The following is a 14,215-nucleotide window of genomic DNA, read 5'->3' on the forward strand; positions in this document are numbered from 1 at the left end:
GGCTAGAACTCGTGCAGCAGTCGCTGGAGGAATTGCTGGGTGCGTTCCTGCTGAGGCTCGCGCAGAACTTCCGATGCGGGGCCGCGCTCCACAACGACGCCTCCGTCCATGAAGATTACTTCGTCGGCCATTTGGCGGGCAAAACCCAGCTCGTGGGTGACGATCACCATGGTCCAACCTTCTTCGGCGAGTTCCTTGATGACACCCAGGACATCGCCAACCAACTCCGGGTCCAGGGCGGACGTCGGCTCATCGAAGAGCAGTAACTGGGGCCGCAGGGCCAGAGCGCGCACGATTCCGACCCGCTGCTGCTGGCCGCCGGAGAGTTCGAACGGGTAAGCATCCTTCTTTTCCAGCAGGCCGACACGGGCCAGCAGCCGCTCGGCTTCTTCGACGGCGAGCCCCCGTGGCCGCTTTTGGACCTTGACCGGTCCTTCAATGACGTTCTGCAGAACCGTCATGTGCGGAAAGAGGTTGTAATGCTGGAACACCATGGCACTGCGATCGCGGAGCGCGGCGATGTTCTTTCCCGATACCGCGCTCTTGCGCGAACCCGCGTCCTTGCGCGAACCCGCGTCCTTGCGCGAACCCGCGTCCTTGCGCGAACCCGCGTCCGCGCCGGAAATCCGGCCGCCAAAATCCAGCCGCAGCTCCCCGGTTCCGTTCCCGCCCAGGGCCACGGTACCGCCGTCGGGCATCTCCAGTCCGTTCAGGCAACGCAGAACGGTGGTCTTCCCGGACCCCGAGGGTCCGATCAGCGCCACGACTTTGCCCTTGGATACGTCCAGATCGATGCCCCGGAGAACCGCGTTGCTGCCGAAGGACTTGGTCAGTCCTCTGACCGTGAGCACCGGTGCTTCATCAGTGGGCGACATAGCGGTCCAATCTCTTTTCGAGCCGTGATTGTGCAGTGGACAGGACCAGGCAGATCACCCAATACACAGCGGCCGCCTCCAAATACAGCGCCATGAATTCCTGGCTGAAGGCCGCAACCTGCTGGGCCTGCCGGAACAGCTCCGTCACCAGAATCAACGACGCCAGCGAGGTATCTTTTACCAGCGAAATGAAAGTGTTGGACAACGGCGGAACGGAGACTCGGGCGGCCTGCGGCAAAATGATCCGCAGCAGTGCCTGCCCGCGGGACATGCCGATGGTGTGCGCGGCCTCCCATTGACCCTTCGGTACCGACAGGATCGCGGCCCGGATCACTTCGGCCGCATAGCCGCCCACATTCAGCGAGAAAGCGATAATCGCACTGGGCCACGGATCCAGCCTGACGCCGATGGTCGGCAGGCCATAGAAGATCACGAAAAGCTGCACCAGTAACGGGGTGCCGCGGATCACTGAAACATAAAAGCGTCCAATGCCGGCCAGCACCACGTTCCGGCTCAGCCGCATGAGCGCCACGATCAGGGCCAGGATCAAACCCAGCACAAAGGAGGCGAGGGTCAGCGGGATGGTGCCTTTGATCGCGCCGCCGATCAGCGGCCCCAGCGAACTCCAGACCAAGTCCCAGTTAACACTCATCGCTTAGCTTAGCGGGGCGGTCATTTGGAAACGTCCGCCGCAAAGTACTTCTGCGAAATTTTAGCCAGTGTCCCATCGGCCTGAAGATCCGCCAACGCCTTGTCCACGGCCTTGACCAATGCGGTGGAGCCCTTACGGAAGGCGAAGGCATTCTCGGACTTGTCCGGGCTTTCGGCAGCTATCTTCAGGCCTGCGTCGGGATTGGTCTTCGCGTAATCAAGGTAGGTCAGTTTGTCATTGACCACTGCATCCACGCGGCCCTGGCGCAGCAGTGCAATGGCCTGCGCCCAGCCTTCAACGGCCTGGACATTTGCGCCGTTCTGTTGGGCCAGAGTGTAATAGTTGCTGGTCAGCGACTGCGCGGTGGTCTTGCCCTTGAGAGAGCCGAAGCTGGTGATGGAGTTATCGTCGGCCTTGGTCACGATAACCCCCGGCGAGACGGTGTACGGCGTGGAAAAATCGTACTTAGCGCTCCGCTGCGGGTTGATGGAGATCTGGTTGGCGATCATGTCGAACCGCTTGGCGTCGAGTCCGGCGAAAATCCCGTCAAACTGGGTTTCCTGGAACGTCGTGTTGACACCCATCTTGGCCGCCACGGCCTGGGCGATTTCTACGTCGTAGCCGGTCAGCTGGCCGGAACCGTCGGCATGGAAGGTGAAGGGTTTGTAGGTGCCCTCGGTGGCGATCACGAGCGTACCTTTGGAGGTCACGTCGCTTAACGAGGTGTCGGTGCTGCCGGACGCGGAGCTGGAGCCCGAGCCTGTTGAGCAGCCTCCCAGAGCCAAAGAAGCTGCGACCAAACCAACAAGGGCAAAACGGCGGCGGTTCATGAGGATGTCCTTCTTGAAAGAATGAGGCGGCCAGGTGTCTGTCCGCGGCCACAGATTGCGACCATAGCAGCGTCAACGCGTTTACGGAGAGCTCTTATTTCCTCCCGTGAAGACATTTTGATGCAGGCCACGTTAACCTGCCGCACGCTGCAGGCCCTAGGCTTGATTCTCGGATACGGTGCGGGACACAGCAAAACCAAAGGAACCACCATGAGTATGGAAGGCGCAGCCTGGAGCTCGCTCTGGAGCTCGATGCGTTCGGACAAGAGCGGCAGCGGGATCTCCAAAGACACCCCGAGGCGAACACTCGCTTTTGCCAGGCCGTACAGCGGCCGGCTGGTGATTTTCGTGCTGCTGTCCGTGGCGTCCGCGGTCCTCGCCGTAGCCACGCCGCTGTTCGCCGGGCGGGTCGTGGATGCCATTATCGCCCGCTCCGATGTGCAGGTGGTCATCAACCTGGCCCTGCTGATCGCGCTGGTCGCGGTGCTGGATGCCGGCTTCTCGCTGGTGATCCGCTGGATCTCGGCGAACCTGGGTGAGGGCGTGATCCTGGACCTGCGCACCGCGGTGTTTAATCACGTGCAGAAGATGCCGATTGCCTTCTTTACCCGGACCCGGACCGGCGCCCTGGTCAGTCGGCTGAATAATGATGTGATCGGCGCGCAACAGGCTTTCAGCGGCACGCTGTCGGGCATAGTCAGCAACTCCGTGGCCCTGATTCTGACGCTCGTGGTAATGCTCGGCAAGTCCTGGCAAGTGACCGTGCTGGCCTTGGTCCTGCTGCCCGTCTTCCTGATTCCGGCCCGGAGGTTTGGCTCCCGGCTGGCGGGCATGCGCAAGGAAGCGGCGGATCTGAATGCTGACATGAGCACCCAGATGACGGAGCGCTTCTCTGCCCCTGGCGCGACCCTGGTCAAGCTCTTTGGCCGGCCGGCGGAGGAATCCCGCGAATTCACCGGACGGGCTGCCCGGGTGCGGGACATCGGCGTCCGGACAGCCGTCATGCAGTTTGTCTTCTTCACCGCGCTGATGCTAGTGTCCTCGCTTGCCCTTGCCCTGGTTTATGGTCTGGGCGGCTACTACGCCATCCGCGGGCAGCTGGCCGCGGGCGACGTCGTCGTCCTGGCATTGCTGTTGACCCGCCTCTATGCGCCGCTCACCGCGTTGGCCAACGCCCGGGTGGACATCATGAGTGCACTGGTCAGCTTCGACCGGGTTTTTGAAATTTTGGATCTAAAACCGCTGATCGCCGAAAAACCCGACGCGCGCGTGATCCCCCGTGGACCGGTAGCCGTGGAGTTCGACGATGTCCGCTTTGCCTACCCCTCCGCGGACAAGGTCTCGCTGGCGTCTCTGGAGGATGTGGCCACGCTGGATACCCGAGGCGGTGAGGAAGTGCTGCATGGGATCAGTTTCCGCGCTGAACCGGGACAGACGATTGCCCTCGTCGGGTCCTCCGGGGCGGGAAAGTCCACCATCGCGCAGCTATTGTCCCGTCTCTACGACGTCGATTCCGGTGCGGTCCGGCTCGCCGGAACGGACGTGCGCGACGTGACGTTTGACTCGCTGCGCCAGAGCATCGGCATGGTTACCCAGGACGGGCACCTCTTCCATGAATCCATCCGCTCCAACCTGCGGCTGGCCAAACCGGACGCCAGCGACGAACAGATCTGGGATGCGCTGAGCCGCGCGCGGCTCAAGGAAATGATCACCTCCCTGCCCGATGGGCTGGACACCGTGGTGGGGGAGCGCGGTTACCGGCTCTCCGGCGGCGAGCGTCAGCGCCTGACGATTGCCAGGCTGCTGCTGGTGCAGCCCGCCGTTGTCATTTTGGATGAGGCGACGGCGGCCCTTGACTCGACGAACGAGGCCGCGGTGCAGGCCGCGCTCGGGGAAGCGCTGCAGGACCGTACGGCAATAGTCATAGCGCACCGGCTCTCCACCATCAGGGCCGCGGACACAATTTTGGTCATCGAGGCCGGGCGTATCGTGGAACAGGGCACGCATGAGGACCTGCTGGCCGCTCGTGGGCGCTACGCGGAGCTGCATGACACGCAGTTTGCGCAGGCTGTGGCCGCCGTCGTGGAAGCGCACGACTCCAAGGTTTAGGCTTCGGCGCTTCATGATGGAGGGGTTTCCAGCCTCGACCAGTGAGGGCACGGAGCGCACCCGGGCCGCGCCGTCGTCCAGATTTACCGGACCTGAGGCGCCGGCTGCGGTCAGCTAACCGGTGCTGCGGAACAACGACGTGGTCAGCAGGAGATTCTTGTCCGGTCCGATGACGGTCCATTCGTAATCGAGCCGCGTGGTCGAGACTACGTGGTAGGTGACGTAGTAAGTGTCCGGTGCACAGCTGTGCAAGGTGGTCCACTCGCCGGCGGACAGATTCAGCGTATGGAAGAAGCGTCCGTCGGGGAAGTAGATGTCCAGGGCCGCGGGCTCCGCGGCGGGGCGGAGAAGATAGTCGCGCGTGGCCGGACCGGTATGCGTCGGCCAGCTGATGGTGCCGCGTTCACGCTGCCCCAGCCCGCCGTCCTCGGACTCGAACAGAACCGTCCCGTCGAAGCACCCGCGGGTGCCGCTGGAACGGTCCAGCAGCGTGCGCTTAACACGCCAGCTCCCGGCCAGATAGGCGCGCAGATCGGCGACGGACACGGGCTCCACGTGCGCGAGGCGGGATTCGAACCCGCGACCTTCCCTTTAGGAGAGGGATGCTCTATCCTGCTGAGCTACTCACGCCCGCACCATTTGGAAACGTATTCGCAAACCGGTGCGGAAACTACCTTACCGGTTCCCGCGCGATGTCTGCGGCCACCGCTAAAGTGAAGCCGTGACCGAATCCGTTTCGCAGCCCACATCCGAGCCGTACAGAGAAGGAACGACGGCGGCGGTGCCGCTGGCTGTCCTCTCCACCGCGCAGCTGGCCAGGATGCGAACCCTCGTCGGGGCGTGGGCCAAGATCAGTATTCTGCAGTATTTCATTGTCGAAGCGGTGGTCATTGCCGCTTGGGCTGGTCCGCACGCCTACAGCCGACGTTTCAATGTCATCAGTGATCTGGGCGCCGAATATTGCGGGGTATACAACGGCCGGTCGGTGTGCTCGCCCTTGCACCGGCTGATGGACGCCTCCTTCATAGCTCAAGGCCTGGCAATGATCGTCGGCGCGGTGCTGCTGAGCTCGGTGCTCTTCCGGGTTGCCGGCAAGCCGAGTCTGCCGCCGGCGACCGAGCGCGCGGGGTGGCCCGTTGCCGTACGCGTGCTGATTGGCGTGTCGGGGCTCGGCACCATAGTGGTGGGGCTGGTCCCGGAAGACACGATTTCCGGCCTGCACTATACCGGTGCGCTGCTCTTCTTCATCCCGGGTGGCTTGGCGCTGGTGGTACTGGGCTGGACTTGGCGTCGGCGGCGGCTGATCAGCGCGTTCTTATTGCTCAGCGGTGTGGTCTCGCTGATCTCCACCGTGGTGTTTGCGCTGGGTCCCGGCCTCGAAGTCGGAACGGTGGAGCGCCTGATGGCCTACCCCATCACGATCGGGCTGTCCGTGGTGGGCATGGTGATGGCCCGCGGATCCCAGCAGGCTCGCGCGGCTGTCCGGGAGCACGCCGTAGCCTGAGTTCTTTCACTTGGGAGAGCTGCCGCGGGGCGAGTTGGCACCAGCACTTGGACTGCCGCCGGCACCAGCGTTGGCACCGTTTCCGCGGCTGTTGCGCTTTCTGCGCCAGCCGAGAACGAGGGCCGTGGCACCTGCCAGCAGCGATACCAGCAGCAGCACCCACGATGCGACGACCAGGAAGCTGGCCAAGGCAACCTGACCGCCGGCGAGCGTCTCACTCGCGAGCATGCCGTCGACGGCAAAGTTCGCGCACAGCTGCACGACGGCGAAGAGCGCCGGGGCGGCCCACAGTGCACGCCGGACGGCTGGCCGCCGGACGTTGACCCCGATCAGGATGAGCCAGGTAAATCCAAAAACCAGCGGAAACAGCGTGCCTGCTGTCTTATGCACAAACTGCAGCTGGCCCCGTGCATCGGCATCCATCGAGCCGCGCAACTGGTGGATGTAGGCCCGGTCAAACCCGCCAAACAGGGAATCCGGCATGGGCTGGCCGTTGGAGAGCTGGGTCATCTGCTCGAGCGTGAGGAGGTGGAAATACCAGAAAAGGAGCACAGTGGCCACGCTGGCGGCCAGCAAAAGGAGGTTGCCGTTTCCGGTAGCCTTGGCCAGCTCAGCCGGGGAGCCGGGACGGGCGACGACGGCTGGCTGGGTGGGGCTGGCGGCCGGACCACCGTGTTTGGCAGCGCGCTGCGCGGGAGTTTTGGCCATAGCCCCATTATCCACGCGGAGTGGGAGAGAGAATCGGTAGGCTGGGCCCATGGCCCCCGAATCCGCTCGATCCGATAAGTCCGCCACCACCTACCCCGCCGTTTCTGGCTCCGCCGTTTTTGATTCTGCCGTTTTAGACCCGGCTGCTTTTGACCCTGCGCTCACGGATCTTGAGCTGGCTGCGGCGTTGGTCCGCCGCGCGGGCCAACTGGCGCGGCGGATGCGTGCCGACGGGCTGCTGGCCGAGCAGAAAACGTCCGTGTCCGACGTTGTCACAGCCGCCGATCGCGCGGCGGAGAGTTTCGTCGTGGAGCAGCTGCTGCGCTGCCGCCCGGCGGACGGCATCCTGGGGGAGGAAGGCGCAGCGCATGCGGGCACAAGCGGCCGCACCTGGGTGATTGACCCGGTGGATGGGACCTACAATTTCCTCAGCGGATCCAGCTACTGGTGCTCGGCCCTGGCCCTAAGGCTCGACGGCGTCCATCCCGACGGCGTCCATCCCGACGGACACGCCGGCCCGGGGGCGGCCTGGGATCCGAACGTGCTCCTGGGCGCAATTTATCAGCCGGAGGAGGACAAACTCTGGCTTGGCGGGGTGGACCACCCGGCAACGCTGAACGGGCGGCTGTTGCGGCCGCCGTCGAATGCCAGCATTGGGCAGCTCAGCGCCGGCACCTACATTCACCCGTCCTGGCTGGTGCAGCCGCCTGCAGCGATGCCGTGGCATGCCGCCGCGATCCTGCCCGCCACGATCCGCATGCTCGGCTCCGGGTCCTGCGATCTGGGCCGCGTAGCAGACGGGCAGCTGGGCTGCTGGTTCCAGCACAGCTGCCCCGAGTGGGACTGGCTGCCGGGGAAAGCAATCGTCCAGGCAGCAGGCGGGGCCACCGCCGTCGTCCGGGTCAATGGCCTGGATTGGTGTATTGGCGGCGGTCCGACGGCGGTCCGGGAAGTAGCTGCGGCGCTGCGGTCCGCGGCGCTATAGCCCGCAGCGAAGGTCCATGTCAGGGGCAGCGCCTAGACTTGAGATCACCATGGATATGTTGTTTGACCCTCGCCCCACGCCCCAGGCGTCCACCTCTGCCCCAGCGCTGCCGAGCGCCGAGGATCTGCTCGTTGGACTCAATCCCGAGCAGGAACTGGCCGTACGGCATACCGGTTCGCCGCTGCTGATCGTCGCTGGCGCCGGATCCGGGAAGACCCGGGTGCTCAGCCATCGGATCGCCTACCTGCTGGCTACCGGCAAGGCACATCCCGGGCAGATTTTGGCCATTACCTTCACCAATAAGGCCGCCGCGGAGATGCGCGAACGGATTGGTTCGCTGGTCGGTGAACGGGCCAAGAGCATGTGGATCTCAACGTTCCACTCCTCCTGCGTGCGGATTCTGCGTCGCGAGGCCGGCAACGTGGGGCTGAACTCCAATTTCTCCATTTACGATTCCGCGGATTCACTGCGGCTGATCACGCTGGTGGCCAAGGGACTGGACCTGGATCCAAAACGGTTCGCCCCGAAAGCGATCCAGCACAAGATGTCAGCGCTGAAAAACGAGCTCATCGATGACGATGAGTACTCGACCGAGGCCAACCACAATGATCCCTTTGAGCAAGCGGTTTCCGAGGTCTACAAGGGGTACACCCAGCGGTTGCGGCAGGCCAACGCCATGGACTTCGACGATCTGATAGCCCAGACCGTCTACATTTTCCGGGCCTTCCCGGGCGTCGCGGACTATTACCGCCGGCGCTTCCGGCATGTCCTGGTGGACGAATACCAGGACACCAATCACGCCCAATATGCGCTGGTGCGCGAGTTGACCCTGCCGGTGGAGGACGGCGTGCTGGCCCCGTCCCCGGCGGAACTGACGGTGGTGGGGGATTCAGATCAGTCCATTTATGCCTTCCGCGGCGCCGATATCCGCAATATCGTGGAGTTCGCCAAGGACTACCCGAACGCGCAGACCATCAAGCTGGAGCAGAATTACCGGTCCACGCAAAACATCCTCAGCGCCGCCAACGCAGTGATTTCGCGGAACCCGAACCGGCCCGAAAAGCGGCTTTGGACCGCGGAGGGCGACGGCGAGAAGATTGTTGGCTACGTCGCGGAGAACGAGCACGAGGAAGCACGATTCATTGCGGAGGAGATTGACCGGCTGCAGGACGCAACGGAGCTTCGACCCGGCGACATAGCGATTTTCTACCGCACCAACGCGCAGTCGCGCTCAATCGAGGAAATTCTGCTGCGGGTGGGACTTCCGTACAAGGTGGTGGGCGGCACACGGTTCTATGAACGCAAGGAAATCAAGGACGCTCTGGCCTATCTACGCGTGCTGGTAAATGCCGATGACGACATAAACCTTCGGCGTATTGTCAACGAGCCAAAGCGGGGCATCGGGGATCGGGCCGAAGGCGCGGTGGCCGCTTTGGCGCAACGGGACCGGATCTCCTTCATGGCCGCCCTGCGGCGGGCCGATGAGGCCCCGGCGATGGCCACCCGAAGTGTGAATGCGGTGACCGGATTTGTGAAGTTAATGGATGATCTGGCCGTGGTGGCCGCCGGATCCGGTGCGGCCGCGGCGTTGGAAGCAGTGCTGGAGCAGACCGGATACCTGGCCGGTCTGCGCGCCAGTACGGATCCCCAGGATGAGTCACGGGTGGAGAACCTCGCGGAATTGGTTGCCGTGGTGCGCGAATACGAGCGGGATCATCCGGAGGGAACCCTCGGCGAGTTCCTGGAGCAGGTCTCCCTGGTCGCGGACGCCGACCAGATCCCGGATGCCCCGGGAGGAACTGCTGCAGAAGCGGCAGCGGCGGTGGCCGAAGCCAAGCGGCTGGGCGTTGTCACGCTGATGACGTTGCACACCGCGAAGGGCCTGGAGTTTCCCGTGGTGTTCCTGACCGGGATGGAACACGGGATTTTTCCGCACTCGCGCTCTGCCTCGGATCCGGCCGAACTGGCGGAGGAACGCCGGCTTGCGTATGTGGGCCTGACCCGTGCCCGCAAACGCCTGTACCTGACCCGGGCGGAAGTCCGCAGTCTCTGGGGGCAGAGCCAGTACAACCCGGCGAGCCAGTTTATTGAGGAAGTCCCGGCCGAGCTGATCCAATGGAAGCGCGAAGGCACTGTCCGGACCATGTCCCAGGGTGGCTTTTCCGAGGGATTCGGTGCCAACCGCTACGGCGGCTCCTTCTGGGGAGCGGGCAGCTCAGTAGGCGGCCGGGACTCCGGGCAGCTCCCGCCGAGTATTTCGGCCCGCAGCGTCGCCGGCCGGGTGCAGCCGCAGAAGGAGGTGGTTGCCGTCTGCGTGGGCGATAAGGTCAATCACACCAGCTTCGGCAACGGCACGGTTCTCTCGGTGGAGGGCGCCGGAGACAAGACGGTCGCGAAGGTGAAGTTCGACGTCGGCGAGAAACGCCTGCTGCTGCGTTACGCGCCGCTGACCAAGGTGCACTGACGCCCGCAGGCTCCGGCGGCGGCCTCGGGCAGCGGTCCGTGTGTGCTTTCCCACGAAGCGGGTAGTCTGTATTGGTGGACCGCAGCCCTGGACTAAAATTCCAGTGGGGCAGCAGGTCTGTAATCCGTCTCCGGACGAGCAGGCCGGGCGCTCCGCAGTCGCAAGAATGAAATAAACACTACTTCGACGTAGAAGGACGCAACCTGTGGACCTGTTTGAATATCAGGCGCGCGATATGTTTGAGGCGCACGGTGTTCCCGTGCTTGCCGGCATCGTGGCGCACACCCCGGAAGAGGCCAAAGAGGCAGCCGAAAAAATTGGCGGCGTCACGGTCGTCAAGGCTCAGGTAAAGGTTGGCGGCCGCGGAAAGGCCGGCGGCGTCAAGGTTGCAAAGACCGCTGATGAAGCGTTCGAGCATGCCTCCGCGATTCTCGGCATGGATATCAAAGGCCACACCGTCAATACGGTCATGATCGCCCAGGGTGCAGACATTGCCGAGGAGTTCTACTTCTCCGTCCTGCTGGACCGCGCCAACCGCAATTACCTGGCCATGTGCTCAGTTGAAGGCGGCGTGGAGATTGAGGTCCTGGCCGTCGAGCGCCCCGATGCGCTGGCCAAGGTTGCCGTGGACCCGGAAATCGGTATCGATCAGGCCAAGGCCAACGAGATCGTTGAGACCGCGGGGTTCTCCGCGGAGCTGGCCCCGAAGGTCGCCGCCGTGATCATCAAGCTGTGGGACGTCTTCAAGAAAGAAGACGCAACGCTTGTGGAGGTCAACCCACTGGTGCGCACCGGTGCCGGCGATATCCTCGCCCTGGACGGCAAGGTCTCCCTGGACGAGAACGCCGACTTTCGCCACCCGGGCCATCTTGACCTGGAGGACGCCGCAGCGGCCGACCCGCTCGAGGCCAAGGCCAAGGCAGCGGACCTGAACTACGTCAAACTCGACGGCGAGGTAGGCGTGATCGGAAACGGCGCCGGCCTGGTCATGTCTACCCTTGACGTTGTCGCCTATGCCGGCGAGAACCACGGCGGCGTCAAGCCCGCCAACTTCCTGGACATCGGCGGTGGAGCCTCCGCCGAGGTCATGGCTGCCGGCCTGGACGTAATCCTCAACGACCCGCAGGTCAAGAGCGTGTTCGTGAACGTCTTTGGCGGTATCACCGCCTGCGACGCCGTCGCCAAGGGCATCGTTGGTGCACTGGCCGAGCTGGGCTCCGCCGCGAACAAGCCGCTGGTAGTCCGCCTCGACGGCAACAACGTCGAGGAAGGCCGCCGCATCCTCAACGAGGCCAACCACCCGTTGGTCACCCTGGCCGCCACGATGGACGAGGGCGCCGACAAGGCTGCCGAGCTCGCCAACGCTTCGAAGTAGAGGTTTGCAGACATGTCTATCTTCTTGAACAAAGATTCCAAGGTCATCGTCCAGGGCATCACCGGCGGCGAAGGCACCAAGCACACCGCCCTGATGCTCAAAGCCGGGACCCAGGTTGTAGGCGGCGTGAACGCACGCAAGGCCGGCACCACCGTCAGGCATGGCGCTGTTGAGCTGCCCGTCTACGGCACGGTCGCAGAAGCCGTCGCCCAAACGGGCGCCGACGTCTCCATCGTGTTCGTTCCCCCGGCTTTCACCAAGGACGCGGTCGTGGAGGCCATCGAGGCATCCGTGCCGCTCGTCGTTGTCATCACCGAAGGCGTGCCCGTCCAGGACTCGGCTGAGTTCTGGGCACTGGCCCAGTCCAAGGTTGACGCTTCCGGGAATCAGGTCACCCGCATTATCGGGCCGAACTGCCCCGGCATCATCACCCCCGGGGAGGCTCTGGTTGGCATCACGCCGAACAACATCACCGGCAAGGGACCGATCGGCCTGGTCTCCAAGTCCGGCACCCTGACCTATCAGATGATGTTCGAACTGCGTGACCTGGGCTTCTCCTCCGCCATCGGCATCGGCGGAGACCCAGTCATCGGGACCACGCACATCGATGCCTTGGCCGCCTTCGAGGCGGATCCGGACACCAAGGCCATCGTGATGATCGGTGAAATCGGCGGCGATGCAGAAGAGCGCGCTGCCGAGTACATCAAGGCCCACGTGACCAAGCCGGTTGTGGGCTACGTTGCCGGGTTCACTGCGCCCGAGGGCAAGACCATGGGCCATGCCGGCGCCATCGTCTCCGGCTCCGCGGGCACGGCGCAGGCCAAAAAGGAAGCTCTCGAAGCTGCCGGAGTCAAGGTCGGCAAAACGCCCTCCGAGACGGCCGCCCTGCTGCGCGAGGTTTACGCCGCCCTCTGATTTACCCCGGGCCGAGCGCGGCCACCGCACGCCAACCCCCGTTGTCCGCCGTTTCCGGCCGGACGGCGGGGGTTTCGCGTTGCAGGGTCAGGACATGGTCGGCACGGCCACGATCCCCGCGGACTGCCAGTAGGCTGTACCGGTGAATGCTCCGATCTCGTCCAAACCCCGCAGCATGGAAGTTGCCGACCTGCTTCGATTCGACAAACTGGTGGAAGCAGGTGCCACGAGTATGCACGGCTGGCACCTGCAGTCCCTCGATCTGCGTGGCCGCACCCCGGTCCTGGCCCGAATGGACGCGGCCGGTGCGGTGTTTCTCGGCTGCAGCTTCGCCGCCGGCGCGGAGTCGGATCTTCGCTCACGCGGTGCCTTGATTTTTCCCTTCCTTCCCGGAATTCCCTTCGACTCGTACCGGGGCCGCCTCTACACCGGAGCGGAACTGTATGCCGGTGTGAAGACCAGCACCTATGAGCAGACGCTGGATGCCCGCATCTATCAGTGGACCTTACGGTCCGGTGCGCATCCCGGGCTGGATGCCACCCTTGCCACGGCAATGCACGACCATGCGATCGGCGATGCGCTCGATGGACTCCTCGGCAACAGCGTGCCGGACCATTCATCCGCGCACAGCGGGCCGTCGGCCGGGCGGAAACTGGTCGGCGTGATGGGTGGGCACGCGGCAGTTCGCGGCAGCAAGGAGTACGACGACGCCGCCCGCCTTGGCAGGCTGCTGGCGCTGTCGGGATTTGTGGTCACCACCGGCGGCGGACCGGGCGCCATGGAGGCGGCGAATCTGGGCGCGTACCTCTCCGCGCACGTCGTCGGCGATCTGGACGGTGCGCTGGAGTCCCTGGCGGCGGTCCCGGGGTTCCGTCCATCGGTCTCGGCGTGGGCAGCTGCTGCCCTCGCCGTCGTCGATCGTTATCCTTCCGGAACGGCCAACTTGGGCATTCCGACGTGGTTTTACGGTCACGAGCCGCCCAACGTTTTTGCCACCGGTATAGCGAAGTTTTTTGCCAATTCGATCAGGGAGGCGGTGCTGCTCAGCCGCTGCACGGGTGGCATTGTTTTCCTTCCGGGGGCCGCCGGAACCGTGCAGGAAATTTTCCAGGACGCTTGTGAAAACTACTATGCCGCGCCAGAAGCGGTGGCACCGATGATCTTGGTCGGCCAGGAGTACTGGGAAAACACCCTTCCCGTCTGGCCACTGCTCCAGCTGCTGGCCAAGGGGCGGCCCATGGAAGGCCACCTGCATCTGGTCGAAACGCCGGATGACGCGCTGGCGGTCCTGAGACGGCGCGCCGGCCGCGTCCGGTAAATTCCGGACCCAGTGCTCTCGCTGGCCTCCGGTAAGGAGTTACCATGCAGTCAGCTATGGTGTGGTTTGCCTCACTTGTCGGGCCAGCTGCGCTGAGCCAAAACCCGAAAAATCCGAGGCTCCGGGCGCTCCCCAAACGACCACGAGTTTCAGTGGACCGGTACCGGTGTTGCGCAGGTCATGGCTGGCACCCACTTTGGCCAATACCGAGTCCCCAGCAGAGATGTCGAATGTCTCACCACTGACCTCCATCTGCCCGGTTCCTTCGGTGACAATATAGATTTCTTCGAGTGCCATATCGTCGTCCGTGTGGGCATGCATTCCTTCGCAGCCGCCGGGCGGGAGCTCCCAGGTTTGGACGGCAATCCCAAGGTTCGACTGGTCGAAGAAAAGCCACTGCATGCGGACCGGAGAGCCGCCGTGCAGCCGGTAGTCAAAGGCATGTTCGCCGGAATGTTCAATCATGTGGTGTTAGGGCCC

Annotated in this window: 13 protein-coding genes and 1 tRNA gene; 7 read left to right on the forward strand and 7 right to left on the reverse strand. The window is 63.9% G+C overall.

Features of this window, described 5'->3' with window-relative positions:
- Window positions 1-2: 2 nt before the first annotated feature.
- Genes OS914_RS07830 through OS914_RS07840 form a run of 3 tightly spaced genes read right to left on the reverse strand, consistent with a single transcriptional unit; the run spans window position 3 to window position 2,357 of the window.
- A complete protein-coding gene (locus tag OS914_RS07830) occupies window positions 3-875 on the reverse strand; it encodes an amino acid ABC transporter ATP-binding protein (RefSeq protein WP_267545505.1) in 873 nt (290 codons plus the stop codon).
- Window positions 862-1,527 (reverse strand): amino acid ABC transporter permease, encoded by a 666-nt coding sequence (locus tag OS914_RS07835; protein ID WP_267545506.1) that lies wholly within the window; start codon window positions 1,525-1,527, stop codon window positions 862-864. Before OS914_RS07835 ends, OS914_RS07830 begins: the two co-directional genes overlap by 14 nt.
- 20 nt (window positions 1,528-1,547) lie before the next feature.
- Entirely contained in the window at window positions 1,548-2,357 is an 810-nt protein-coding gene (locus OS914_RS07840; RefSeq protein ID WP_267545507.1) for an amino acid ABC transporter substrate-binding protein, read from the reverse strand.
- A 210-nt stretch (window positions 2,358-2,567) separates the two neighbouring features.
- Here OS914_RS07840 and OS914_RS07845 point away from each other — a divergent pair, with 210 nt between their 5' ends.
- Entirely contained in the window at window positions 2,568-4,466 is a 1,899-nt protein-coding gene (locus OS914_RS07845; protein WP_267545508.1) for an ABC transporter ATP-binding protein, read from the forward strand.
- A gap of 114 nt (window positions 4,467-4,580) precedes the next feature.
- Here OS914_RS07845 and OS914_RS07850 read toward each other — a convergent pair whose 3' ends face one another.
- A complete protein-coding gene (locus OS914_RS07850) occupies window positions 4,581-5,012 on the reverse strand; it encodes a DUF6314 family protein (RefSeq protein ID WP_267545509.1) in 432 nt (143 codons plus the stop codon).
- A gap of 10 nt (window positions 5,013-5,022) precedes the next feature.
- Window positions 5,023-5,096: transfer RNA gene (locus tag OS914_RS07855), tRNA-Arg, on the reverse strand.
- A gap of 91 nt (window positions 5,097-5,187) precedes the next feature.
- Here OS914_RS07855 and OS914_RS07860 point away from each other — a divergent pair.
- Entirely contained in the window at window positions 5,188-5,970 is a 783-nt protein-coding gene (locus tag OS914_RS07860) for a DUF998 domain-containing protein (protein ID WP_267545510.1), read from the forward strand.
- 6 nt (window positions 5,971-5,976) lie between these two features.
- On the opposite strand, the gene OS914_RS07865 is transcribed toward OS914_RS07860, so the two are convergent.
- Window positions 5,977-6,678: a hypothetical protein gene (locus OS914_RS07865; protein ID WP_267545511.1), complete on the reverse strand. Its 702-nt coding sequence runs from the start codon at window positions 6,676-6,678 to the stop codon at window positions 5,977-5,979.
- 49 nt (window positions 6,679-6,727) lie between these two features.
- Here OS914_RS07865 and OS914_RS07870 point away from each other — a divergent pair, with 49 nt between their 5' ends.
- The 5 genes from OS914_RS07870 to OS914_RS07890 all read left to right on the forward strand — a co-directional run bounded on the left by OS914_RS07870 (window position 6,728) and on the right by OS914_RS07890 (window position 13,735).
- Window positions 6,728-7,663 carry an inositol monophosphatase family protein gene (locus OS914_RS07870; protein WP_267545512.1) on the forward strand — a complete coding sequence of 312 codons (936 nt, stop codon included), beginning with the start codon at window positions 6,728-6,730 and terminating at the stop codon, window positions 7,661-7,663.
- A 49-nt stretch (window positions 7,664-7,712) separates the two neighbouring features.
- On the forward strand, window positions 7,713-10,127 hold the full coding sequence (gene pcrA / locus OS914_RS07875) for a DNA helicase PcrA (RefSeq protein WP_267545513.1): 2,415 nt from the start codon (window positions 7,713-7,715) through the stop codon (window positions 10,125-10,127).
- A 205-nt stretch (window positions 10,128-10,332) separates the two neighbouring features.
- Window positions 10,333-11,502 carry an ADP-forming succinate--CoA ligase subunit beta gene (gene sucC, locus OS914_RS07880; protein WP_267545514.1) on the forward strand — a complete coding sequence of 390 codons (1,170 nt, stop codon included), beginning with the start codon at window positions 10,333-10,335 and terminating at the stop codon, window positions 11,500-11,502.
- Between the two features lie 12 nt (window positions 11,503-11,514).
- Window positions 11,515-12,417: a succinate--CoA ligase subunit alpha gene (sucD, locus tag OS914_RS07885; RefSeq protein WP_267545515.1), complete on the forward strand. Its 903-nt coding sequence runs from the start codon at window positions 11,515-11,517 to the stop codon at window positions 12,415-12,417.
- Between the two features lie 175 nt (window positions 12,418-12,592).
- Window positions 12,593-13,735: an LOG family protein gene (locus OS914_RS07890; protein ID WP_267545650.1), complete on the forward strand. Its 1,143-nt coding sequence runs from the start codon at window positions 12,593-12,595 to the stop codon at window positions 13,733-13,735.
- Window positions 13,736-13,789: 54 nt separating this feature from the next.
- Here the strand turns inward: OS914_RS07890 and OS914_RS07895 are convergent, their stop codons facing one another.
- Window positions 13,790-14,200: a cupin domain-containing protein gene (locus OS914_RS07895; protein ID WP_267545516.1), complete on the reverse strand. Its 411-nt coding sequence runs from the start codon at window positions 14,198-14,200 to the stop codon at window positions 13,790-13,792.
- Between the last annotated feature and the right edge of the window lie 15 nt (window positions 14,201-14,215).

Origin of the sequence: Arthrobacter endolithicus, from assembly GCF_026627425.1 — a bacterium.
GTDB lineage: Bacteria > Actinomycetota > Actinomycetes > Actinomycetales > Micrococcaceae > Arthrobacter_M.

Bases quoted from the DNA above. Each gene is read 5' to 3' on its own strand.
- OS914_RS07830 (WP_267545505.1), bottom strand. From the start codon at position 875: ATGTCGCCCACTGATGAAGCACCGGTGCTCACGGTCAGAGGACTGACC.
- OS914_RS07835 (WP_267545506.1), bottom strand. From the start codon at position 1,527: ATGAGTGTTAACTGGGACTTGGTCTGGAGTTCGCTGGGGCCGCTGATC.
- OS914_RS07840 (WP_267545507.1), bottom strand. From the start codon at position 2,357: ATGAACCGCCGCCGTTTTGCCCTTGTTGGTTTGGTCGCAGCTTCTTTG.
- OS914_RS07845 (WP_267545508.1), top strand. From the start codon at position 2,568: ATGAGTATGGAAGGCGCAGCCTGGAGCTCGCTCTGGAGCTCGATGCGT.
- OS914_RS07865 (WP_267545511.1), bottom strand. From the start codon at position 6,678: ATGGCCAAAACTCCCGCGCAGCGCGCTGCCAAACACGGTGGTCCGGCC.
- OS914_RS07870 (WP_267545512.1), top strand. From the start codon at position 6,728: ATGGCCCCCGAATCCGCTCGATCCGATAAGTCCGCCACCACCTACCCC.
- pcrA (WP_267545513.1), top strand. From the start codon at position 7,713: ATGGATATGTTGTTTGACCCTCGCCCCACGCCCCAGGCGTCCACCTCT.
- sucD (WP_267545515.1), top strand. From the start codon at position 11,515: ATGTCTATCTTCTTGAACAAAGATTCCAAGGTCATCGTCCAGGGCATC.
- OS914_RS07890 (WP_267545650.1), top strand. From the start codon at position 12,593: ATGGAAGTTGCCGACCTGCTTCGATTCGACAAACTGGTGGAAGCAGGT.
- OS914_RS07895 (WP_267545516.1), bottom strand. From the start codon at position 14,200: ATGATTGAACATTCCGGCGAACATGCCTTTGACTACCGGCTGCACGGC.